The 24,856-nt window shown below is 39.8% G+C and carries 18 protein-coding genes; 3 read left to right on the forward strand and 15 right to left on the reverse strand.

Features of this window, described 5'->3' with window-relative positions:
• The first annotated feature begins 110 nt into the window (after positions 1–110).
• Positions 111–1,181 carry an endonuclease/exonuclease/phosphatase family protein gene (locus ACEQ81_RS01670; RefSeq protein ID WP_411029107.1) on the forward strand — a complete coding sequence of 357 codons (1,071 nt, stop codon included), beginning with the start codon at positions 111–113 and terminating at the stop codon, positions 1,179–1,181.
• Here the strand turns inward: ACEQ81_RS01670 and ACEQ81_RS01675 are convergent.
• The 10 genes from ACEQ81_RS01675 to uvrC all read right to left on the reverse strand — a co-directional run bounded on the left by ACEQ81_RS01675 (position 1,178) and on the right by uvrC (position 15,617).
• A complete protein-coding gene (locus ACEQ81_RS01675; protein WP_411029108.1) occupies positions 1,178–1,777 on the reverse strand; it encodes a DUF1080 domain-containing protein in 600 nt (199 codons plus the stop codon). The genes ACEQ81_RS01670 and ACEQ81_RS01675 overlap by 4 nt on opposite strands.
• 15 nt (positions 1,778–1,792) lie before the next feature.
• Positions 1,793–2,233, reverse strand: coding sequence for a hypothetical protein (locus ACEQ81_RS01680; RefSeq protein ID WP_411029109.1), 441 nt, complete (start codon positions 2,231–2,233; stop codon positions 1,793–1,795).
• A 90-nt stretch (positions 2,234–2,323) separates the two neighbouring features.
• Positions 2,324–5,071, reverse strand: coding sequence for a TonB-dependent receptor (locus tag ACEQ81_RS01685; protein WP_411029110.1), 2,748 nt, complete (start codon positions 5,069–5,071; stop codon positions 2,324–2,326).
• Positions 5,072–5,241: 170 nt separating this feature from the next.
• Positions 5,242–6,879, reverse strand: coding sequence for a glucose-6-phosphate isomerase (pgi, locus tag ACEQ81_RS01690; RefSeq protein WP_411029111.1), 1,638 nt, complete (start codon positions 6,877–6,879; stop codon positions 5,242–5,244).
• 1 nt (position 6,880) lies between these two features.
• Complete coding sequence (locus ACEQ81_RS01695) at positions 6,881–8,152, reverse strand: peptidoglycan DD-metalloendopeptidase family protein (RefSeq protein WP_411029112.1); 1,272 nt, start codon at positions 8,150–8,152, stop codon at positions 6,881–6,883.
• A gap of 2 nt (positions 8,153–8,154) precedes the next feature.
• Positions 8,155–9,123, reverse strand: coding sequence for a tryptophan 2,3-dioxygenase family protein (locus ACEQ81_RS01700; RefSeq protein WP_411029113.1), 969 nt, complete (start codon positions 9,121–9,123; stop codon positions 8,155–8,157).
• An 8-nt stretch (positions 9,124–9,131) separates the two neighbouring features.
• Positions 9,132–9,911 carry a DUF3108 domain-containing protein gene (locus ACEQ81_RS01705; RefSeq protein ID WP_411029114.1) on the reverse strand — a complete coding sequence of 260 codons (780 nt, stop codon included), beginning with the start codon at positions 9,909–9,911 and terminating at the stop codon, positions 9,132–9,134.
• 317 nt (positions 9,912–10,228) lie between these two features.
• The gene (hppD, locus tag ACEQ81_RS01710; protein ID WP_411029115.1) at positions 10,229–11,371 is read right to left on the reverse strand and encodes a 4-hydroxyphenylpyruvate dioxygenase; all 1,143 of its coding nucleotides are present in this window, start codon (positions 11,369–11,371) and stop codon (positions 10,229–10,231) included.
• Between the two features lie 177 nt (positions 11,372–11,548).
• Entirely contained in the window at positions 11,549–13,846 is a 2,298-nt protein-coding gene (locus tag ACEQ81_RS01715; RefSeq protein ID WP_411029116.1) for a patatin-like phospholipase family protein, read from the reverse strand.
• Positions 13,830–15,617, reverse strand: a complete 1,788-nt coding sequence (gene uvrC / locus ACEQ81_RS01720; protein WP_411029117.1) for an excinuclease ABC subunit UvrC — start codon at positions 15,615–15,617, stop codon at positions 13,830–13,832. The genes ACEQ81_RS01715 and uvrC overlap by 17 nt, the downstream gene beginning before the upstream one ends.
• Positions 15,618–16,213: 596 nt before the next feature.
• On the opposite strand from uvrC, the gene ACEQ81_RS01725 reads away from it, so the two are divergent.
• Entirely contained in the window at positions 16,214–16,774 is a 561-nt protein-coding gene (locus tag ACEQ81_RS01725; RefSeq protein WP_411029118.1) for a 5-formyltetrahydrofolate cyclo-ligase, read from the forward strand.
• Here the strand turns inward: ACEQ81_RS01725 and ACEQ81_RS01730 are convergent.
• The 4 genes from ACEQ81_RS01730 to ileS are packed head-to-tail and all read right to left on the reverse strand — an operon-like array spanning position 16,771 to position 21,881.
• On the reverse strand, positions 16,771–17,397 hold the full coding sequence (locus ACEQ81_RS01730) for a lipoprotein signal peptidase (RefSeq protein ID WP_411029119.1): 627 nt from the start codon (positions 17,395–17,397) through the stop codon (positions 16,771–16,773). The two genes, ACEQ81_RS01725 and ACEQ81_RS01730, sit on opposite strands and share 4 nt — an antisense overlap.
• A 36-nt stretch (positions 17,398–17,433) precedes the next feature.
• Positions 17,434–18,054, reverse strand: a complete 621-nt coding sequence (locus tag ACEQ81_RS01735) for a hypothetical protein (RefSeq protein WP_411029120.1) — start codon at positions 18,052–18,054, stop codon at positions 17,434–17,436.
• Positions 18,055–18,091: 37 nt separating this feature from the next.
• Positions 18,092–18,475 (reverse strand): TraR/DksA family transcriptional regulator, encoded by a 384-nt coding sequence (locus tag ACEQ81_RS01740; RefSeq protein WP_411029121.1) that lies wholly within the window; start codon positions 18,473–18,475, stop codon positions 18,092–18,094.
• A gap of 4 nt (positions 18,476–18,479) precedes the next feature.
• Positions 18,480–21,881 carry an isoleucine--tRNA ligase gene (gene ileS, locus ACEQ81_RS01745; RefSeq protein WP_411029122.1) on the reverse strand — a complete coding sequence of 1,134 codons (3,402 nt, stop codon included), beginning with the start codon at positions 21,879–21,881 and terminating at the stop codon, positions 18,480–18,482.
• Positions 21,882–22,066: 185 nt separating this feature from the next.
• Here ileS and ACEQ81_RS01750 point away from each other — a divergent pair, with 185 nt between their 5' ends.
• Positions 22,067–22,396, forward strand: a complete 330-nt coding sequence (locus tag ACEQ81_RS01750) for a hypothetical protein (RefSeq protein WP_411029123.1) — start codon at positions 22,067–22,069, stop codon at positions 22,394–22,396.
• A 48-nt stretch (positions 22,397–22,444) separates the two neighbouring features.
• Here ACEQ81_RS01750 and ACEQ81_RS01755 read toward each other — a convergent pair whose 3' ends face one another.
• A complete protein-coding gene (locus ACEQ81_RS01755; RefSeq protein WP_411029124.1) occupies positions 22,445–24,856 on the reverse strand; it encodes a TonB-dependent receptor in 2,412 nt (803 codons plus the stop codon).

Genomic DNA, 24,856 nt, shown 5'->3' on the forward strand with positions numbered 1-24,856 from the left:
ACAATTCAATTTTAAATTTGGCAAAAATATATATTTTATAAGAATAATCTTTTGTCATATTTATATTTTATATAATTTTATTATTAAGTATAAAATAGCGTACCTGGCCGATGCGTGGAAAAGTCAAAAAATCGATATACCAGATTCTTCTGTTTACATGCCTTTTGCCTATACACTCCCAAGCGCAAGAGCAAAAGCTTTATACTGTAAGGACCATAGCCTTTTACAATGTTGAAAATCTTTTTGACACAGTAAACGACTCATTAATTTTTGATGATGACCGCACACCCGAAGGAAAAGACAAATGGACCGCGGAACGATATGCAATTAAATTAGAAAACATCTCGCGAGTAATTTCAGAAATAGGCGCCGATATCACCGGGGCTTCCCCCTGTATTATAGGGTTATGTGAGGTTGAAAATAGAAGGGTTGTGGAAGATTTAATAGCTCATCCCAATCTAAGAAGTAAAAATTACGGCATAGTACACTTTGATTCACCCGATGAAAGGGGCATAGACGTATGTCTATTGTACAAAAAAGACGTCTTTTTACCCTCATCCTTTGCTAGTAGAAGATTGTTATTGTTTGATGAGGACGATTTCCGCAACTATACGAGAGACCAATTGGTAGTAGGAGGTTTACTAGACAACGAAAAAATTTATTGCATTGTTAATCATTGGCCCTCCAGAAGCGGAGGTGAAGCCAAGAGCAAGCCATACAGATTAGCAGCTGCCCGATTAAACAAAAGTATAATAGACTCTATACTCTATTTAGACCCTGGTGCCAAAATAATAAGTATGGGCGATTTAAATGACGACCCAAACAGTGATAGTCTTAAAAAGGTGCTGAAAACCTATGGAAAAAAAGACCAGTTAAAAGGAAAAAATCTTTACAATCCTATGGAATCGCTTCATAAGCAAGGTGTGGGTTCTTTGGCCTATAGGGACCTTTGGAACCTTTTTGATCAGATTTACTTCACGGAAAATTTAATTACAAAGAACGATACCTCGTATCGGTTTTGGAAAGCCGGTGTTTTTAGTCCCAATTACCTAAGCACGCAAAGTGGACGGTATAAGGGCTATCCTTTTAGAACATATGCCGGTGGGAGTTATACAGGAGGGTATAGCGATCATTTTCCTGTATACATTCATCTTGTCAAAGCCGCATCAAAGCCACGTTAAAGTTCCTTTATAGTAATATTCCGCCACTTTACCTTAATGCCACCACCATCATGTATTTGCAGTGCTATTGCGCCTTCCCCGGCGCCTATCTTATCATCTGCAATGGTAACCATTTCAACACCGTTTAACCAAGAGGTAAGCTGGTTGTTAATCACCTTAATGGTCATTTGATTCCATTCCCCCTCTTTTAGCACCTCCTCTTTTTCCAGATCTGGTTTAATGAGCCACCCTCTACCGTAAGATTCATAAACGCCGCCCGTATGATGGCCTTGGGGTGCTACCTCTACCTGCCATCCGCTTACCTTGGTCCCTTCCACAGTAGAGCGGATAAACACACCACTATTGCCATTGGATTCTTGTTTAAACTCCAAGCTCAGTTCAAAATTCTTATAGTACTTATCCGTGGCCAAATAGCCATATTGTTTGTCTGGTCCGCTCTCAGAAATAAGGAGGCCGTCTTCCACATACCATTTTTCGGTACCGTACGCCGTCCATCCTTCCAAATTGGATCCATTAAAAAGTGGTGTTGTCTGTGCATTGCAAAATGAAGCACAAAATAATAACGCTATTATCTGTAATTGGGAAATGTATTTCATAGTGTTTAAAAAAATTTAGTTAAACCATGGTCCCCAAGGGATCCTACTTAATATTAATAGCAGCCCCAAACCATAGAAGATGGCGATGCTCTTAAACTTTTTGCTGCCCTCCATAAATTTCTTATGCCTAGACCAACCAATGGTTATAAGAACCACCGCTATTATGTTAACGAACGGATGTTCCACTGCCAATAGTCTTGCCGCAGAATTCATACCTCCCATCCCTAATTCCTGAATGGCTTTTAGCCCATTGGTAGAAACAAAATATAAAATTAACCCCACCAGTAGCTGCAGGTGAATTATTATTAGGGTGAAAAGGGAAATGCGAAAGTCTTTCTCCAGGGTAAACATTTTGTTGCCGGCCAGGCCAAGAATGGCATTGGCTACGGCGATAAATAGTATGGCTAGGGCCACATAGGCCAAATAAGAGTGCAATGTTTGAATGGTTTCGTACATAATATTGATTTTAGTACCCTAAAAGTAATGATTTTTGGGTACAAAAAAACCCCGCCAAAGGCGGGGTCCTTCAATTGTACTTTTGGTTATTTAAAAAGTGTAACGTGCACTAACGTTGAACGTTCTTCCGAAACCGAAGAATACCCTGTTGCTTACATCAATACCTTCATAAGTGGCATTGGAACCATCGGCAAAATTATTGGTCAATGATTCTGCTATGTATTCTGTATCGAAAAGGTTGTTTACGTTTACGGCCAAACTTACCGCACTCTCTCCAAACTTAAATTTGTAATAAGCGCCCACATCTACCAAACTATAGCTTGGTAAACGAAGTGAACCCTGATTATCAGGAAAATCAAAATCTTCCGCTGCAATTTGTGCAAATAGCCTAGATGCGTTATAGAGGCTTGTACTCAGTTTTAAATTGTCTATAGGTCTTATAATCATCTCCAAATTGGTGGTGAACTGTGCGGCATCGCCAACCTTTATATCATCCAAGTATAAGGTAACATCGTCATCAATGAGGTTTCGATCATCATCGAAGGCAGATCCGTTTGCGTTACCTCCATATTCCCAGTTCCCCATGGATAACATGGCCCTAAAACTTAAAACGTCATTGGCCCTATAATCCGCTTCTATCTCTATTCCGGTATGTATTTGTTCTATACCTGTAATATTAGCGGTTCCTTCATCCCCTTGAGGTGTAGTGATGTCCAAATCTTGAAATCTGTCTTTCCAGGAAGTCCTATAGATATTTATTTTGGCTCTAAAGTCATCCAAGTTTAGACCATATCCCAATTCTAATCCTAAAATTTTCTCATTTTGAAGATCAGGGTTAAGATCATTATCAAAATTAAGGTACACTGCGTCAAAAAGAGGTTGCTTGGAATAGTAACCTGCGTTTACAAATACGTTGTTCCTGGCATCGATGTTTACGTTGAGGCCACCTTTAATATTACCTCCCAAAATGTTTTCCCAATCGGTTTCTTGTAAAGGATCGGAGTCCAAGTAATTAAAGTAATCCACTCGTTTAAATCCTTGCTGTGAAACACCTCCTTGAAGAAAGGTAGAAACTGTACCGTTGGAATATTCTATTTGGCCAAATGCTCCGGCCCATCTTACCAAGCCATCGTTGTAATAGTCGATTTTCTCATCGTCGTCAATACTTCTAAACACATTCCAAAGTCCGGAAACATCTGAAGTTACTTCTTGTGTTATCACGTTGAACGGATTGTTTACATCATCATTATCTCTGTAACCATCTGCTCCAAGTAAGTTATCCACTCTTCTATAGTGGATACCCTTATAGCTTCTAAGATCTAAACCTACGTCCCAGCTTAAGTGTTCCGTTGCCTCGGTATGGAAATTGGCAATAACCCCAAACCAGTTGTGCGAGTTAACCGAGCCTCTTCTTATAAAACCGTTCCTTCTAATTGCTCCAGGTAAGTTGTTAGGATCGGTAGGGTCCCCAAAATCGCCAATACTATCATCGTTTACAACAAAGGTACCGGTAATGGGATCTACTGTATTGCCAAATACAAAACCGTCGTTGAATGTAGTTTCAACACCAGAATTGGATGCTACGATCTGGTCCCATAATACGGCACCATTATCATCGCGAAATCTACTAGAGCTGGCAAAATTACCTCCCAATCTTCCAATATCGCCAGTTCCGCCACCTCTACCATAAGAGGCATAACCAGAAGCGGATAAGGTAGATTTGTCATTAACCTTCATTTCCCAGTTAATGGACAGCACTGGTTTATGGTAAAAGTTTCTTCTCCAGTTAAACTCCTGTCCGTTTAAGTTACCGTGGTTAAAGTTGTACTTGGTCCCAAATTCCAAAAATTGTTCTAGGGTTGCTGTGCTAAAAAAGCTCGAGGTTCTTTGGTTATGCACTTGCGGAGCTCCAGTAAGTATAAACTGGAAGTTGTGTTTATCGTTTGGTTCGTACCCAAATCCTATGAAATAATTATATCCTTCAAATTCAGTTCCTTGCACATAACCATTTCCCGATGTTCTACCCAATAAGACAGAAGCGGCAAAACCATTTTCCAGCTTACCTGTATTGTATGAAACATTGGTCTTTATATAACCATCGTTACCCGCACTTACAGTAACGTTACCGCCTTCTTCTTTTTCGGTAGACTTGGTAATGATGTTAATTGTTCCTCCTACGGATGAGATGGCCAATTTGGAAGAGCCCAAGCCCCTTTGTACTTGCATGGCCGTGGTTACATCACTTAGACCTGCCCAGTTACTCCAGAAGACACGCCCGTTTTCCATATCGTTGATTGGAATACCGTTGATCATAACCGCTGTGTTCTGGGAATCAAAACCTCTAATGTTTATTCTACCATCACCAAATCCGCCACCGGTTTTAGTGGTATACACGGAAGGGGTAGTTCTAAGAATTTCCGGAAATTCCTGTGATCCCAATTTTTCTTGGATCTGTGCTGCTCGAATTGTAGAGACAGCCACGGGCGTTTCTCGCTCCTTGGCAATATCCAATATTCCGGTCACAACAACACCTTCCAATTCCTCGGCATCAGGTTGTAAGGTAATGGTCCCAACATTTCCTTCTCCTGAATAATTAACTTGCTTGGCAATGAATCCCAAATAGGAAACAACCAAGACCCCCGAGTTTTCAGAAACTTCTAAAGTGAAATTTCCATCAAAATCGGTCGATGCCCCATTATCCGTTCCTTGGACAAGAACACTTGCTCCTGGCAAGGGTCCACCCAAATCACTGTCAATAACAGAACCTGTAATCGTTACTTGTGAAAATGCAACAGCGGACATTAATAACGCCGCAGTCACGATGTACATTTTTCTCATTTCTCTAGTGTTTAATTGTTTTAGTCGATGCTGCAAAAATGCGGAGTTTTTAGAAACGAGGCATTAAGGCAGTGTTAAATTAGTCAGTACAAATTTAACATAAATTTATCATAATTTACATTGAGAACGAGGAAGTTATAAACGTCTTAAAAAAATGGGAAAATCGATGTTCAACCCTTAAATGACTGAAGAAGTTGTAAGGTAGAAGCGTCATGATCGGCAATTTCTGAATTTTCTATATCCTTAAGAATAGTGCTTGCCAATTGCTTGCCCAATTCTACGCCCCATTGATCATAACTAAAGATGTTCCAGATAACCCCCTGAACGAATATTTTGTGTTCGTAAAGGGCAATTAAAGCTCCCAAACTTGCTGGGGTCAGCTGATCTATCAAAAAAGTATTTGTGGGCTTGTTGCCTTCAAAAATTTTAAACGGTAGTAAGGCCGCCAACTGTTGGTCCGTAAGATTGGTAGTTGCAAGTTCTTTAACTACTTCGTCGGAAGTCTTTCCATTCATCAAAGCTTCCGTTTGCGCAAAAAAATTGGCCATTAATTTATTATGATGATCCATTTCTCCATGCAAGGGCTTTTTGTAACCTATAAAATCGGTTGGAATCAATTTTGTACCCTGATGGATCAGTTGAAAAAAGGCATGTTGCGAATTGGTGCCTGGTTCTCCCCAAATAATCGTCCCGGTCTCATAGCCCGTCCTATTACCGTTACGGTCCATGCTCTTACCATTGCTTTCCATAATTCCTTGTTGCAAATAGGCCGAAAATCTGCTTAAGTATTGTGTATACGGAATAATAGCTTCTGTTTCTGCCCCGTGGAAATTGTTGTACCACACACTTAATAAGGCTAGGGTAACGGGGATGTTTTCTTCAAAACTGCTGTTCCTAAAGTGTTCGTCCATGGCATTGGCACCCATTAACAGGGAATCGTAATTTTCATACCCTACGGCTAGTGCTATGGATAAGCCAACCGCGCTCCACAAAGAAAAGCGGCCACCTACCCAATCCCACATCGGAAACACGTTCTCGGAAGAAATGCCAAATTCTTTTATTTTGGCCGTGTTTGTAGATACCGCGGCAAAGTGTTTGGCCACGTCTTCTTGTTTGGCATGTTTTAAAAACCATGTCTTAATTGTGGTGGCATTGCTCAGGGTTTCCTGGGTGGTAAATGTTTTGGATACTACCACAAAAAGTGTGGTCTCTGCATCTAATTCTTTCAGCACTTCCCTAACGTGATCTCCGTCTACGTTGCTTACAAAATGCATTTTTAGGTGATTGCCATAGAATTTTAAGGCTTCCACTACCATGGCTGGCCCTAAATCGGATCCGCCTATTCCAATATTTACAACATCCGTAAAGGCTTTTCCGGTGTGTCCTTTTTTCTTTCCTGTGATAATGGCATTGGTAAAATCTTTAATATGTTCCTTTACCGCATAAACTTCAGGAATTACATTTTCGCCCTCGGCCAATACAACATCTTCTTTTTTTGCCCTAAGTGCGGTATGTAGCACGGCCCTTCCTTCTGTTTGATTGATCTGGTCCCCTGAAAAGTAGTTCTGGATAGCCTTTTTCAAACCCACTTCTTCGGCAAGCTCGGTCAGTAGTGCCATGGTTTCCTCGGTAATCCTATTTTTTGAATAGTCTACCATGAAATCCTTCCATCTTATGGTAAATTTCTTGGCTCTATTGCTATCAGTTGTAAAAAGTTCCTTTAGATGGGTTTGTTTTTGTGCTTCAAAATGCTGTCCTAGTTTCTTCCAAGCTTTTGTAGTAGTTGGGTCAATGTTGGGTAGTGACATTTTATTGGTTGAGGGTTAGCAATTCTTCTTCCGGTTCAATCTCTGGGAAAGCTATACAATCTAACTGATCTTTAATCGGGCTAATAAAATCGTAATACTTGGGCCTTAAAGCTTGGGCCATTGGTTCGGCCGCAGGAAGTTTTTGCCTAAGTGGGTCTACTTGCCTGCCATTTTTCCAGAAACGATAGCAAACGTGTGGCCCTCCAGTATTTCCGGTCATACCTACCCAACCGATGATATCGCCCTGTTTTACAAAATCTCCCTTTCTTACATTTTGTTTTTTCATATGGAGGTATTGCGTGCTGTAAGTACCGTTATGGCGAATTTTTACATATTTTCCGTTGCCTCCCCTTCGCGTAGATTCGGTAACCGTGCCATTGGCGGTAGCCATAATAGGAGTGCCTACAGGTGCCGCGTAGTCCGTTCCTTTATGTGGTCTTACTTTATAGCCATAGTATCGGATTCTCCTTTTTAGGTTATATCTAGAGGATATTCTGCTAAATTTAACTGGGGCCCTTAAAAAAGTTCTTCTAAGATTATTGGCATTTTCGTCAAAATAGTCATCTAGATTTTTAAGCGAGTCCGCTTCAAAGTTAAAGGCATAGAAAGGTTTACCACTATGTTCAAAATAGGCAGCTTCTATAGGTTCGGCTCCCGCGTAAATAGAATCGTTGATAAACTTCTCCTTATAGATGACCCTAAATTTATCCCCTTTCTGGAGTCTAAAAAAATCGATGGTCCATGCGTAGATCTCAGACAGATTATTTGTTACATTGTAATCTATGCCTTGGTCTAAAATTGCTTCGGACAACGATGTTTCTATTATGCCCGATGCTTCGCGTTGCACGTACTTAACCTCTTTTTTGTTTTTATATGCAACTACGGAATCCCTCAGATCTACTACCGTATAATTTATTCTGTCATTTTCGTATATAAAGACTTGGGCGGTCTCGGAGGTATCCTTGGACTTTAGAATAACATAAGGCTTGCCCACCATAATTCTCCGTACATCAAAAGTATCTCTGTATTCTTCGGATACTTTGGCAATTTTGGGATAATCTACTTTGTTGCGTAGCATAAGCTCGCCAAAACTATCCCCATTCCTTACGGTATCTTGTTGAACGGTAAAGTTATTAAGATCAAAACCGTATTGCTTTACCACAACTGGTTCTTCCATTATCCTAACTTCGGATATTTCAGCACTAGGTTGTTTTTCCTCGTTACAAGATGTCAATATGCCAATTGCTAAAATTACGCCCCAATATTTTTGCATTATTATTTTTCTATTTTTTCTGGGTTAAATATATGATCTACCCATTGTTTTCCCCAATTGTCCAATTCTTCCAGCGAATAAAGTTCAGGAAAAAAAACTACTTTCTGAAAACTTGGCGGAAGAAAATCTTTCCAATTGGTACCCCCTGTAGCATCTACCGAGGCGTTATCTCGTTTGAGGTAGCGATATGCGGACCCCATGTGCATCAATGGCCAATTTACGTTTGCATTGATATCCATGGTCTTTAACGCGTCTATCAAGGTTTTATTATTCCTTATTTTCTCTGGTAGCTGCAGGTATTTATGATAGATGGTTTTGTCTTTTACCTGATTGGCGATCCTTATCAGCCTTGGGGTGTATCGGTACTCGAACTGCTTAAGTGTCAGTGTTTTATCGCCTGTTTCCGCATCTGTTGCCCCCTTTTTCCAATAAATATGTTCGTAGAGTTCCTCAATAGGGTTTTGCGAAGAAAACTGCCCACGTTCTGTATGGTGTACCAAATTTTCCAGAGGAGTAGCATATACTTCTATCATTCGGTACTGGGCGGACTGAAATCCACTGGCGGGAAGCAGTGCCATACGGTATTGCAAAAATTGTTGGCGCTCCATACCGTTGATCATAATACTGAAAGACGAAATCAATGCTTTATAATAACTGTTGATCCTTCTTACCTTTTCAACGAAAAAATCAAGTTCTTGAGAAACAACATCCACCAATTGTTTTTGCTCGTGCAATATCAGCTTAAAGTAAAGTTCTGTAATCTGGTGGTACATGATGAAAATTTCTTCATCCGGAAAATGGGTCCTAGGTACCTGAAGGCTCAACAAAGTGTCTAAATGGATGTAATCCCAGTAGGTAAGGTAACGCTGGTACAGGAGGCCGTCTAAATATGAGCTTAAATCCTGACCCGAGTCTTTATATTTTTCTTCAAGCTTTAAAATTTGGGATTCAATGCGTTCCTTGTTCTTCATGCGGAAATTTAATCCATTATAATCTTAAACTGATTTTTTAATCCGTTATAACCATCCAAATCAGCTTTTATGGCCCCTATGGTTAAATCGGCCTTTATACGAATGGGTATTTTGTTTTTGTCATTGGACACCCAGACAGAAAGGCTTTCTTGCTCCTTAAAAACACGACCGGATTGCACATAGGGCCTAAATTTTAAACATTCTACCTTACCGTATTTGGTTCTAAGTACCTCCTTGCCCAAAAATTTTAGTTTAAACTTAAAAACACCATCGTCATCGTACAGCATATCGAGGTAAATGGATTCCCCTTTGGTCAGATCCTTTAGCTCATAATTGTTCCTAAGATAGTAGAATGCGGACAATAGGTCCTGAATACTATCTTGAATGGCAAAATTAAACTTTTTCTTATTCTTCTTATCATTTAGAATGGCTTTGTCCTCTTTATGGTCAAAATTGATTTCCACATCTTTGGTATACCCACCTTCGTTTATCTTTCTAACAAACCGGTAGGGCTTGCCATCTCCTTGCCCAAAATAACTTTCATAGGTATCGTCCACTTTAAAAAATATACTTGCAAAACCGGTTGTTCTCCCCTTGCCCACTACGTGGTATACAGGGATGCTATCTATTTTTGTAGTATTCAGTTGAAGCGTAGCATAACTAGCATTTAAAAAGCCGTAATGAATACGAAACTTTAACCACTCTCCGGGCTTATATGCCGCTCTGTTTCCCTGGGCACTTAAAGAAACCGAAATAGATAAAAAAAGAAGAATAGAAAGCTTTTTCATGCCTATAAGTTATTTGTAAAATTAATAAAACGGTACCAAACCATTTATTTTTTACAATTACTTAAACAAAATTTATTCCAAAGTATTGTATAAAAAAAAGCCCAGCTTAAAAACTGGGCTTTTCCTAAATAACCAACCAAACTTTAAATTATGAAAAACCAATACTTAAAGTAATAAGGGAACCACCCCTTATGTGACACAAATTTAATGCATCATTCGTATTCTGTAAATGGTTTTAACGTACTTTAACTAAGCTCTTAACAGTAATTTATGATGCTGGCCAAAAATTTACAAATTATTAAGAATATTGAGCGCCTCTAGAGGGTTCCCCTAGATTCTTGTTCCCGTTCTATAGCTTCAAAAAGGGCTTTAAAATTTCCTTTTCCAAAGGATTTTGCCCCTTTGCGCTGAATAATTTCTATGAACATTGTAGGACGGTCCAAGATGGGTTTTGTAAATATCTGCAACAAGTAACCCTCGTCGTCCCTGTCTATTAAAATACCCAACTCCCTAAGGGGTTCTAAATCCTCATCTATTTCGCCTACCCTGTCTAATACATCTTCGTAATATGAGCTTGGAACCGTTAAAAAATCTATCCCACGATTGCGTAAAGCAGTTACCGTTTCTATAATATTATCCGTTGCTAAAGCCATGTGTTGAACTCCTGCACCATTATAGAATTCTATATATTCCTCTATTTGCGATTTTTTTCTGCCGTCCGCAGGTTCGTTGATAGGGAATTTTATCCTTCCGTTGCCGTTGCTCATTACCTTGCTCATAAGCGCGGTATATTCGGTGGAAATGTCTTTGTCATCAAAAGAGACCAGTTGTGCAAAGCCCATAACCTCAGCATAAAATTTGCACCATTTGTTCATTTCGTTCCAGCCCACATTGCCCACCATATGGTCTACATAATTTAAACCAACATCAGTAGGGTTATAAAACGGTTTCCATGCTGTATACCCGGGCATAAACACGCCGTTATAGTTTTTTCTTTCCACAAAGACATGAACGGTTTCGCCATAGGTATGTATCCCAGAAAGTATCACCTCACCATCTTTATCTTCCAATTTACGGGGTTCAAAATAGCTTTCCGCTCCCCTATCCGTGGTTTCCAAATAACTTTTGGAGGCATCGTCTACCCACAGGGCTATAGCCTTTACCCCATCGCCATGCTTATCTATATGCGCATTGATCTCCCCACCAGATTTTAAGGGTGATGTTAGCACCAACCTTATCTTATCTTGTTGCACAACATAAGATACTTTGTCCTTTAAGCCCGTTTCCAGACCAGCGTACGCCAAAGGTTGAAAGCCCCATGCCGACATATAATAGTGGGCCGCTTGTTTTGCATTGCCCACGTAAAGTTCTATGTAATCTGTTCCCAATAGGGGTAAAAAATCCTCTGCCTCTAAATTCTCTTTGGGAAGTTGTAATGAAGTCTTATCTGTTATTGCCATGATATTTTGAATTGATTTATAAAAATTGTAACCTGCCAAATACGGACAAATGTCCGTTTTGCTTTTACCACATTGCCCTAAGGTGGGCCGTAATATCAATTCTCGATCTTATCATAATCGCTACAATAGGAAATACAAATATCGGAAAAAACCATCAATTTGTAACGCAATAGCCCCTTAAAACCAAAACCCGATACTAAAGAAAATATTACTGCTATCAATTTCTGGCGACCAAGAATAAAATACCTGCATGGGGCCAATAAAAGATTCTAGCCCGTAACCTAAGGAATATCCCGAAAAGGTTGGTTCCGTGAACCATTCCCCCGTACGGAACAGATCATCGTCCACATTTGCAAAATTAGCCGCGAACATGATATGATTTTTAGGTATAAATTCAAAATCCAATCTGCCGTAGGCCTTTACATAACTGTTTCCCGGAAGGCTTAAAAAATCATATCCAAAAAATGGAACAAAGTTGTTAATTAGGTTATTGCCATAGCCCCCTAGGACAAAATCGAAAGATGTAACCCCAGAGGTGCCCAGTTTAAAACCTCCTCCGGATTCAATGTTAACGGACAACTTGTCCCCTATTGGAAACGCGGCTCCCAATCTGGCTTTTGCTATGGAAAACTCCTTGAAATTTTCCCGAAAGTCCGAGGACAATAAATAGAAATGAAAATCTCCATTGAAGTAAAGCCCTTGGCTAGGGAAATACCTATCGTTATAGGTATCCAGGACAAGTCCGCCATAGGTGCTGAAATATGTGCTTTTTTCGAAAAAGGTTCGGTCTTCCGAAGATCTTAATGTTAAGGCGTTTTCATTGGTTTGGGTTTGGCCCAAAGTCCTTGTGCTATATTTTAAAAACTTGTGCTCCGCCCCAAGGGTCACTGCAAATTCTTCGTTCAATACGGTTTGCAGGTAGATTTGGTTGGTAAAATCGGTTACATCCAGATTTATGGCCCCCACGTTGATATTATCCTCTACATCAAAATTGGAACGGATTAGCTCAAAATTTATCTCCTCTTCGAACTGATCGAACCTAGAACGCAGCCCAAAGCTCCAATACGACCCTTTATCCACATAATATTGCAAATTATATCGAATATTATCCCCCAAAATAAAATCTAGGGAAGCCACATCATCATTCAATAAAAAGTTCTTTCTTGTTAGATTAATGATCGCTGCGCTTTTGTATAGGTCATCGTAGTGTGCGCCCAACCTGATAAAGGTCTTGGTTGGGTTTTCCTTTAGGTTTAAAATTAAATCTACCCCCAATTCATTGGAGACCAATTCATATCTAATAGTCTGAAAGTTTCCGGTGGCCGACAAATTGCTGATTCCCTGTTGTAACTTTTTAAACGTTGTAGGTTCTCCAAGATTAAAGCGCAATTTACCTTTTACGTATCCTCGGGTGTAATTGTTATTACCCCTTAAAATAAGGCGGTTCACTACTATGGTGTCTCTAGGTTTTACAGATTCTTTTTGCGTAGCAGCACCGCCACGATCTATGGCAAGACTTGCAAGCTCTTCGTATTGATGCCTTGCCGCCACTTCACCGGCCCTAATAATATTTTCTGTTTGGTCAAAATCGATAACGGAATACTCACTGATATCGGGCTTTATATAGATATCGGTTTGCTTGGCTTTTTCTTCCATATCCTTAACCGTACGAAAATTGTTGATCTGCAACAAAATTTCGGTAGCCGACTGCAATGATTCCCGATTGGAAAGATCGTGTTGTACATCGACCCCTATTATAATGTCCGCGCCCATGTCCCTTACCTTTTGCACGGGATAATTATTTACCACGCCACCGTCTATCAGTATCTTTCCATCTAATTCGGCAGGTTCAAATAAGGAAGGAAAGGTTCCGCTTGCCATAATGGCTTCCGGAAGGTAGCCCTGTTCCAATACCACCTCTTTCCCGGTTTCTATATCTGTAGCTATACAAAAGAAAGGAATGGGCAATTGGTCAAAATCATTAATGTCCTTTACATGGTACAGTAACCAAACCAACTCATTGTATATGTTCTGGCCCCCAGAAATTGCTGAAGGTATCGTTATCTTAAAATTATTGAAGGGAAGGGTCAATGCATATCTTTCGGAATCTTCCTTTTCATAGAAGGCCTTGGCACTCCTAGGAAGGTTATCCTGAATTAGACCAATGAAATCGGTACTTTTAAAAATAGAATCGAGTTCTGTGGCCGAATATCCAGAAGCATAGAGCGCCCCTACTATTGCCCCCATACTGGTACCTCCAATATAATCTATTTCTACACCTGCTTCCTCCAACACTTTTAAGGCACCTATATGTGCCATGCCCTTAGCACCGCCACCACTAAGTACCAGCCCTACCTTTGGGTCATCTCCTCTTTGTGCCTCTTGCGAAAATGCTGAAAAGCCAAATATGAGTGCCAGTAATGTTGCCTGTATTTTTAGCATTTTGTTGTATTGGTGCTTAGTGAAAGGATTCATATATCTTCCTTGCTTTTACCATCCCCACAAGCTTGGCCAAATTTTCTATGGAAGCTTCCTTTATACGTTTCACCGATTTAAATTTTATTAGCAATTCTTGGGCGGTTTTTTCACCTATTCCTTCAATATTCTCCAACTCCGAGTTAATAGCGGCCTTACTTCTCTTATTTCTATGAAAGGTAATACCAAATCTGTGCGCTTCATTGCGTAATTGCTGAATTATTTTTAAACTCTCTGATTTCTTATCCAGATATAATGGAATGGGATCATCGGGAAAATAAATCTCTTCCAACCGCTTGGCAATGCCCACTATGGCAATTTTTCCTCTTAGGCCCAGGTTTTCAAGGCTTGTTATCGCCGAGGAGAGCTGCCCCTTACCTCCGTCTATCACAATAAGCTGGGGTAGGGATTCGTTTTCATTTAATAGCCGTTTGTACCTTCTAAAAACCACCTCTTCCATAGACGCAAAATCATCTGGTCCTTCTACGGTTTTGATGTTATAATGCCGATAATCTTTTTTAAACGGCTTTCCATTTCTAAAAACAACACAGGCGGCAACGGGGTTACTTCCCTGAATGTTAGAATTGTCGAAACATTCTATATGTCTTGGTTCTTCCGAAAGGCGCAGGTCTTTTTGCATTTGGGCCATTATCCTATTGGTATGCCTGTCCGGGTCAATAATTCTGATTTGCTTAAACCGTTCTTGTCTAAAAAATTTGGCATTGCGCTCGGACAGGTCCAGAATTTTCTTTTTATCCCCAAGTTTGGGAACTGTAATTTTTAAATTGGGTTCCGCGGTAATTCTAAAGGGAACATAAAGCTCTTTAGATTGTGAATTAAACCGTTGTCTTATTTCTACAACCGCAAGTTGTAATAGCTCTTCGTTGGTCTCGTTCAGTTTCTTTTTTATTTCCATGGTATGCGACCTAATTATTGCACCAAAAGAAAGTTGTAGAAAATTTACATACGCAAAGGTGTCATCCGAAATGATGCTAAAGACATCCACATTGTTGATTTTGTCGTTTACCACTGCGGATTTCACCTGGTAATTTTCCAATACCTCAATTTTTTCCTTTATGCGTTGAGCTTCTTCAAAATTCATCTCAGTCGCCAACGTTTTCATTTGTCTTCTAAAATATTGAAGCGAAGACTTAAAATTGCCCTTTACAATTTGCCTAATATCATTTATTTGCTGATCATAGTCCTCAACACTTTGTAATCCTTCGCAGGGTCCCTTACAGTTTCCCAAATGGTATTCCAAACAAACTTTATACTTGCCAGACGCTATTTTCTCTTCAGAAAGATCGTAATTGCATGTACGCAATGGGTAAACACTCTTAATCAAATCCAATAACGTCTTAATGGTTTTCATGCTGGTATATGGACCGTAATATTCGGATCCGTCCTTTATCATCTTTCTTGTGGGAAATATTCTGGGGAAACGTTCCTTTTTTATACATATCCAAGGATAGGTCTTATCGTCCTTTAACAGCACATTGTACTTGGGTTGATATTTTTTAATAAGGTTGTTCTCTAGCAATAGCGCGTCCGATTCCGTGGGAACCACAATATGTCTTATAAGACTTATCTTTTTGGCAAGTATGCGTGTTTTGCCATACTCGTGTTTTTTGGTAAAATAGGAAGAGACTCTTTTTTTTAGGTTTTTGGCCTTGCCAACATATAGAATTTTATCATTTACATCATAGAACTGATATACCCCAGGATTATTTGGCAGGGCGCTCAGCTGTACCTCAAGAGAAATATTGGACATTTACTCAAATGCAGTTTTACTTCATAACAATTACAAAGTTAAATTACTATGTTTTTACGAAAGCAGCACCAACAATGTCCTTTTTAACTTGTTTTTTACTAGCTTAATCAAAAACATTTACAGGTATTTTTGCTTCATTTGGGGTATGATAGTCTTCAATAATTCCTGCCGTCTGCCCTTTTGGTCTAATTTAGAGAGTTTTAGCAATGATTTTTGCATCCAATTCGGATAAAAAACGTTGAACGAACCAAACTCCAAAAAAACTTTCAAAGTTTTAATTTTATTTTAGCTACTGATTATCAGCGTATTAAATACTACTAGGTTTAAGGCAACGTAACTGAATAGTAAAAAAACGTTAAATTTTATATAAAAACGTGTATTTCATCGGGATAAACATGTCGTTTGTGGGATTTATGAAGTTTTTTCTTTACATTTAGAACATCAAAATCTGTAGTCGTATGGAAAATTACATTATCGTTGGAGGAACCTATATCATATTGATGTTATTTTTTAAAGTATACTATGCCGTTGCGGTTAAAGAATAACCTAATTACGCTCATCCTTCCCCCAAACACCTGCAAGTTTATTCCGCCAAGATGTTAAAAGAAAAGTTGCGGTTAAACTATTTAAATCTTAGAAAAACATTATCCCCTTCAGACGTAATATCCAAGAGCTTGGATATTTCCAACCAATTACTTCAGTTACCCATCTGGTCTTTCGATTATTTCCATTTATTTCTTTCTATTTCTGAAAAAAAGGAAGTGGACACCTCTTTTGTGCTATCTATCTTACAAGGAAAGGACAAAAATGTGGTTCTTCCAAAAATGGTCAAAAATCAACAGCTCATCAATTATCTGTTGACGGATAATACCATCATTAAAAAAAACAAATACGGGGTTCCAGAACCGCTTGATGGTATAGAAGTCCCCGCCAATAAAATACAGGTTGTCTTTATGCCTCTTTTGGCTTTTGACAAAAGGGGTAATAGAGTGGGTTATGGAAAGGGATATTATGACAACTTTTTAACGATGTGTGGATCCAATGTAGTTAAAATAGGACTTTCCTTTTATGAGGCCGAGGCCGAAATCTCCGATGTTAGCGAAATGGATGTCCCCATGGACTATTGCATTACGCCTAATAAAATTTATTCGTTCTAAGATTCTTTCTCCTTGGTTCCGAAGGCCTTTTTATTGAAGACCAATAAAATGCCTACCCCAGTGCTTATGGAGGTATCTGCAATATTGAACACCGGTTCAAAAAAACGGAAGCTTTTATTCCCAAAATACGGTACCCAATCTGGCCAAGTAGTATCTACCATTGGAAAGTAGAGCATATCTACCACTTTACCATAGAACAGCTGACCGTAGGGCTCATCTGAAAAAAGAGTGGCCACTTGCCCATAACTTTCGTTAAAGACGATTCCGTAAAATACCGAATCTATAATATTTCCCAATGCTCCAGCAAATATTAAGGACACCGCAAGAATAAGGGTGTTGGAGGCTTGCTTCTTTATAGTATCGTATAACCAGTACCCTATTCCAAAAATAGCAAACAACCTAAAAACAGTAAGAATCAGTTTCCCCAATCCTTCAGAAACCGGCAAAATATCACTTAACTTGGTACCCCATGCCGCACCTTCGTTTTCTATAAAGAGGATTTTAAACCATGCAAAGACAGTTTCTGACTCCCCCAATTCAAAATGGGTCTTTATATATATCTTGCTTATCTGGTCTATGAGCAAAATTATGGCAATAAGTATGAGGGACTTTTTTAGATTCATTTGTCAAAAAAAATAGGTTGGGCAAAAATAGACATATTATTTGGTTTTCTTCAGATAGATGTTGCCCGTGGTAGTGTTAAGGGTAAAACGGTCGTTTCCAACGGGAATGCGTTCTTTTTGAAGTTTCCCGTATTTGGTATCTGCCAAAATTTCGGCCTGGTCACAGTATAGCCATATATCGCCACTTTGTGTGGTAACATCAACATTGTGCCCAACTTGGTCCAAGATACATTTGCCATCGCCCAATACCACATGAAGATCTTCATATTCTCCGGAAACTTTAAAATTGCAACTGCTACCGTAAATGGCAACCTTTTTATTATGGGGAAGTTCAATATCTAGGGCAATAGAGATAACCTTGTGTGCGCTTAACTTATCATTCGGATCTACAAAATTGGGCTGAAAACCCGTGCTTACAAATACCGTTCCTCCCTCCTGTACTATGCTTACCAACAGGTCTTTTTGGTACTCGCCCTCAATATGCGCTTCCACGGTCATTTCTTCCGTATCGGAAGTTCCCAGTTCCAAACTAAAGCAATGGTCCGCGGCTATTGAAATTAGTTGGATATTGGGGTCAATAAAAGACTTCTCTACAATCTTTTGGGCAGTTAAAAAATTAATGGATAATACAATAAGAGTAGCTGTTATCCTTTTCATTTACGACACAAAAAAACGCCTTTGCAGGCGTTTTTGGTTATTTTTGCATATTCTTGGCCTCTATACTGAGCGTAGCATGGGGCACCAACTTTAAACGCTCTTTATTAATGAGTTTTCCGGTAACCCTGCAAATACCATAGGTTTTATTTTCTATCCTAAGCAAGGCATTCTTTAAATCTCTTATAAATTTTTCTTGTCGGATGGCCAACTGGGTGTTGGCTTCTTTGCTCATAGTTTCGGAGCCTTCCTCAAATGCTTTAAATGTAGGAGATGTATCGTCCGTACCGTTATTGCCATCGTTCATATACGAACTTTTGAGCAAGTCCAGGTGACTTTTTGCTTTTTCTATTTTTTCTTCTATGAGTGCCTTAAATTCTCCAAGGTCCTTATCCGAATATCTTACTTTTAAATCCTGTGCCATCGTGTTAATGTTTTTGGATAAACAATTTGGTATTTATTTCATCAAAGGCAATTGCCGTGCCTTTTTCTAGTTGTTCTTCAAAGAAAAGGTCTGCCGTTAAAGTTTCGGTCTTTATATAGCCTATATTACTGGCCACCGCTTTTTCCACAAATCCGTCCTTCAATATTTTAATATCTATTTTGTCCGTTACTTCCAAGCCAGATTCTTTTCTTAGGTTCTGAATCCTGTTTACAAGTTCACGTGCTATGCCTTCTTCTCTAAGGTCTTGGTTAATGGTAACGTCCAATGCCACTGTTAAGGCTCCCGAATTTGCCACTAGCCATCCCTCTATATCCTGGGAAGAAATCTCTACATCCAGTAACTGTAATTTAATAATTTTATTTTCTAAAACAAGGCTTATTTCGCCCTCTTGCTCAATTTTTTGGATATCTTCCTGATTTAGAGCGTTTATCTCATTTGCCACTTGTTTCATATCTTTTCCAAAACGAGGTCCTAAAACCTTAAAATTGGGTTTGATTTGTTTAACAAGAATTCCTGATGCATCGTCCAAAAGTTCGAGTTCTTTTACATTAACCTCCGATTTTATGAGGTCTGCCACGGCCTCTATTTCTTGTCGCTGCTTTTGGTTCAGCACAGGTATCATAATCTTCTGTAACGGTTGTCTTACTTTTATCTTTTCCTTTTGTCTAATAGATAATACCAAGGAGGAAATGGTTTGTGCCTTTTCCATTTTGCCTTCCAACTCTTTATTTACCAACGAAGCATCAAACTGCGGAAAGTTGGCCAGGTGTACACTCTCAAAGACTTCTTTTTTGGTTGCTTGTGCTAAATCTCTATACAACCTATCCATAAAAAATGGTGCCACAGGGGCAGATAGTTTGGCTACCGTAAGCAAACAGGTATACAAGGTTTGATAGGCCGATATCTTATCTTGCTGATAATCGCCTTTCCAAAAACGTCTTCTGCATAGGCGAACATACCAATTGCTTAGATTTTCCTGCACATAATCGGATATGGCACGGGTGGCCCTAGTAGGTTCATAATCCGCATAGGCTTCATCAACCGTTTTAACCAGTGTGTGTAGTTCCGATAAGATCCACTGGTCTATTTCGGGACGTTCATCCAAGGGTATTTCAGCTTCAGAATAATCAAACCCATCTATATTGGCATAGAGTGCAAAAAAGGAATATGTATTGTATAGTGTGCCAAAAAACTTGCGCTTTACTTCCTGTATCCCTTCAATATCAAACTTTAGATTATCCCAAGGATTAGCATTGGAGATCATATACCAGCGTGTGGCATCTGCACCATGTATCTTCATGGTCTCAAATGGGTCTACGGCATTTCCAAGGCGTTTGGACATTTTTTTTCCATTTTTATCCAATACCAAACCGTTGGAAACCACATTTTTATACGCTACCGAATCAAAGACCATAGTGGCTATGGCGTGCAAGGTATAGAACCAACCTCTTGTTTGATCTACGCCTTCGGCAATAAAATCTGCAGGGAAGGTCTCTCCCTTATCTATATACTCTTTATTTTCAAAAGGGTAGTGCCATTGTGCATAAGGCATGGAACCGCTATCGAACCAAACATCTATAAGATCACTTTCGCGCTTCATGGGTTTGCCCTGTGGCGACACCAGCACAATCTGATCTACGATATTCTTGTGTAAATCTACCTTATCGTAATTGCCCTCGCTCATATTGCCAACCTCAAAATCCTCAAAGACATCAGAGTCCAATAATCCTGCTGAAACTGCCTTGGTCATCTCCTCCTTTAATTGCGCTATGGAACCAATGATTATTTCTTCCTTTCCATCTTCAGTTCTCCAAATGGGTAAGGGTACGCCCCAATATCTAGAACGGGATAAGTTCCAATCGTTGGCATTGGCCAACCAATTTCCAAACCTGCCTTCTCCTGTTGCTTTTGGCTTCCAATTTATAGATTGGTTCAATGAAAACATTTTGTCTCGCACCTCGGTAACCTTTATAAACCAGGAGTCTAATGGGTAATAGAGAATGGGTTTGTCCGTACGCCAACAATTGGGATAACTGTGCACATATTTCTCTACTTTAAAGGCCTTGTTCTCTTCCTTTAATTTGATTGCTATTTCTACGTCTACAGACTTTTCGGGCGCCTTACCATCTTCGTAATATTCGTTCTTAACATACTTTCCGCCCAATTCTTGTAATTCTGGACGGAATCTCCCTTGTAGGTCTACTAAGGGTACCGGATTGCCGTTCTCATCCAGTACCAGCAATGGTGGCACCTCTGGTATGGCTTGTTTGGCTACAAAGGCGTCATCTGCCCCAAAGGTGGGTGCGGTATGTACAATACCAGTACCGTCCTCGGTCGTAACGAAATCCCCAGAAATAACCCTAAAGGCATTTTCGGGGTTTTCATAGGGTAAGGCATAATCCAAAAGTTGTTCATAGCCAATTCCAACCAAGTCCTTTCCAAGAAAAGTATTGGTAACCAGATAAGGAATTTTTTTGTCTCCGGGCTTGTAATCTGCCAAGGCTTCTTGGGTATCCACGCTATAGAATTTCCCTGTAAACTGCTTACTTACCAAGGCTTCTGCCAGGACCAGTTTTGTTGGGGCAAAGGTATATTGGTTAAAAGTACTTACCAGCACATATTTGATTTTTGCCCCTACCGTAAGGGCCGTATTGCTGGGCAGTGTCCATGGCGTGGTGGTCCAGGCCAGAAAATAGACATCCCCATCAACTCCTTTAAAGACATCTGGCAAGGTATCTGCCTTTGTCTTAAATTGAGCTGTTACGGTAGTATCCGTAATATCTTGGTAGGTTCCGGGTTGGTTAAGTTCGTGAGAACTAAGACCGGTACCCGCTTTGGGAGAATACGGCTGTATGGTGTATCCTTTATAAATAAGCCCTTTGTCGTATATCTGTTTCAATAACCACCAAACAGACTCCATATATTTGGACTTATAAGTAATATAAGGGTCTTCCATATCTACCCAATAGCCCACCTTCTCCGTCATATCATTCCACACATCGGTATAACGCATTACGGCCTTCTTACAGGCGGCGTTGTATTCTTCTACCGATATTTTCTTCCCTATATCCTCTTTGGTAATCCCAAGCTCCTTTTCTACCCCAAGTTCTATGGGTAGACCGTGGGTATCCCAGCCCGCCTTACGTTTTACCTGAAAACCTTTCATGGTTTTATAGCGCGGAAAAATATCTTTAATGGTACGGGCCATTACATGATGTATCCCTGGCATTCCATTGGCGGAAGGGGGACCTTCATAAAAAACAAAACTTTCTTTACCCGCTCTGCTCGTAACACTTTTTTCAAAAATGTTGTTCGCTTTCCATTGGTGCAGCATGTCTTCTGCAACCTTGGGCAAATTCAATCCTTTGTATTCGGCAAACTTCATCGTACCTGTTTCAGTTACTCAAAATTAAGGTTGCAAAATTATAAATTTAGATTGAATTTACGGGCTTTCTGGGCAAATGAAATGCGTTAAAAGGATTATGATAACCGATGCGCCCAAAAGACGGCTTCCCCTTCTTATTCTTTTTTGTTTATTTTTGGTTCTAACTATAATTAAAAACACTAGACATGAAAAAAGTAATTTTGAGTATTGTATTGATTTTTGCATCGTGCATTATGTTTGTATCGTGCAGGGAAACTGCCGACAAAGCAAAAGAAGCCAGTGAACAGGCTGCAGAGGCAGCCGAAGAAGTAAGTGGTGATATCATAGAGGTAAGTGAAGATGCCATCAACAAAGCCAAGGAGGTAGGAGAGGATATGAAAGAAGCAGGTGAAGGTGCTATGGACAAGGCCAAGGAAATTGGGGATGATATGAAGGAAGCTGGTGAAGATGCCATGGATAAAACCAAGGAAATTGGTGAAGACCTAAAAGATGCCGTAAAGGACGATTCAAAATAATTTAAAATTTTTAGGACTTTGGAGACCCCGCAAATGCGGGGTCTTTTGTTAAAAAGTGTAGCCCAACCCTAAAATTAGGTTGGTGCCAGCAGCAGAAATTCCGGAAGAATATGTCCTATACCGCTGATCCGTAATGTTCTCCATACTTAAAGTGGCTTTTAAGGCATTGGAGATACTGTATTGCGAGCGAAAATTGAGCGTATACCACGACGGCGAAAAGGGATCCCCATTACCATCAACATCGTACAAATATGCTTTGCTCCTTTCGGATAGGGCCAAATCCTCAAAAGCGATTTCCCCACTGTAATTAAAAAAAAGATCCGTTCTTAGTTTTTGATTTTTCCATATCAGGTGAAAATCCCCAAAAGTAGGAGCTGCATGTCTGGCCGCACTGTCCGTGCCATCGGCATCCTCTTCTATACCATTTGTAATGGTGAGATTGGAAGAGAGTGATAAATTTTCGGACAAAAACGCTTCCATGCCAAACTCAAACCCATATACATAGGCCTTGGCGGCATTTTGTATGGCCTGTACATTGCTAAGTTCCCCATTATAAACAATCTGCGTTTCCCCGTTAAACTGAAAATCCCTGCGCACTAAAGCGTCCACAAGGTAGGTATAGAAGGTAGCTCCTTTTAACACCAACTTATCCTTAAAATTTTTACGTACCCCAAGTTCGGCATTGTATGCATATTCTGGTTCCAGGTCGGGGTTCGGAACTACGACAGAACCGGGCTCGGAATCGAATATTTTACCAACATCATCAATATTTGGTGATCTAAAACCGGTAGAACCATTAAGGGTAATTTGTAAATCAGCTTTTGGAAACCAACTAAATCCAATACTACCGGTTAGGGCTCCGGTGCTAAGGTCTGCGTTGTCAAAAGGAAAAGGAAAAAAAGTAGTATCAAAAACCGCATCTATCCAAACATGGCTGTACCGCAACCCGGAAAGTAGGCTAAAATTTGGCTTTGCCTTGTATTCCCCATTTATGTAACCTGCAATAGTTTGCCATGTAGACCCATCAGGATATCTAGAAGCTGCGGCCGAGACCACATCTGTTTCGATATCTGTTTGGCTTCCCACCGAGGATACTTTGTTAAAAATATATTCGCCTCCATAATAAAGTCGAAAATTTCCGATTCGTTTGTTTTCAAAATCAATGTTCATGGAGATCGCATCTACCTTTTCTTGGGTGGAAAAACGTATTGGGTCTTGGAAACCACGATCGTTTCTACTTTCTTCAAACCTCTGATAAGCAGCGGTTATTTGCAGTCCGTCATAGAATTTCCCTTTACCAATTTGCGAGGTCTTTAAATTTCCCATAAACCATTTCTGCGGCCCGTAGAACCATTCCGCAGAACGCAAGCCATCTCCTGTATTATTAGGTCTAATAAGCCTATCATATCTTGGGAAATCCGAGGTTTCGGAATAATGCAACCCCAAATCAAAATTCCAATTGCTATCTGGCTTAAAGGCTATTTTTTGCATCAGATTGATTTGATTATAGCCCGAGGAAACCTGTTTTCTAGGGTTGTTATTTTGAAGTAGAAAATCTGAACCTCCGCTAGTCGCCACATAATTATTTCTAAGATAGGCCAATGGACCGTGCCTCCCCATAGTAAGGTCATCGAAATCGCTATAGGACACGCTGGTTAAGGATGCCCATTTCTTATTTCCAAGGCCAATATCGGCATGTAAGGTATTTTCGTTGTTCGCCGATGCATACCTATAATTATAACTTCCTGTAGTTACAAGACTGTCCGTATCCGAAAGTTGAGGTTCTTTGGTATAAAAATTCATTACTCCTCCAATAGCATCACTCCCATAAATTACAGAGCCCGGACCAAAAATTACCTCGGTGTTTTTTATGGTAAAAGGATCTATGGAAATTACATTCTGAAGGTTACCTCCCCTAAAAATGGCATTGTTCATACGTACCCCATCAACCGAAAGCAGCAGTCTATTGGTGGCAAAACCCCTAATTAATGGACTGCCCCCACCCAACTGACTTTTCTGAACAAAGACTTTACCACTACTTTGAAGTAAATCTGCCGAAGTCTGTGGATTTGTAAATGCTATTGATCTGGCATCCAGGGATACAATTTTTTGGGGAATATCTTTCTTTTGCTGCTCCCATTTGGAAATGGACATTACAACCTCGTCCAACTGTTCGGTACGTACAATCAGATATACCTTTCTCCCCCGTTTTAAAAGTTGCGATTTGGTGGCTCTTCTAGTTTGATAACTAAGGTGCCTTATGGTAATTCTCTCATTTTTATCAAAAACTTCCAGATCGCATTTACCATTGGTATCGGACAAAGCTGTTTTGCTCTTGTCTAAATTATATAGGGCAACGTTATGGATAGGAGTCTGGGTATCTACATCCAAAATTGTTATTTTTTGTGCTGTAACCCCCTGAAATATGAGCAAAATAACGATGATACCTATCCTATGCAT

It is taken from the genome of Spongiimicrobium sp. 3-5 (assembly GCF_046557915.1).
In the GTDB taxonomy this organism is placed as follows: domain Bacteria; phylum Bacteroidota; class Bacteroidia; order Flavobacteriales; family Flavobacteriaceae; genus JBHEBG01.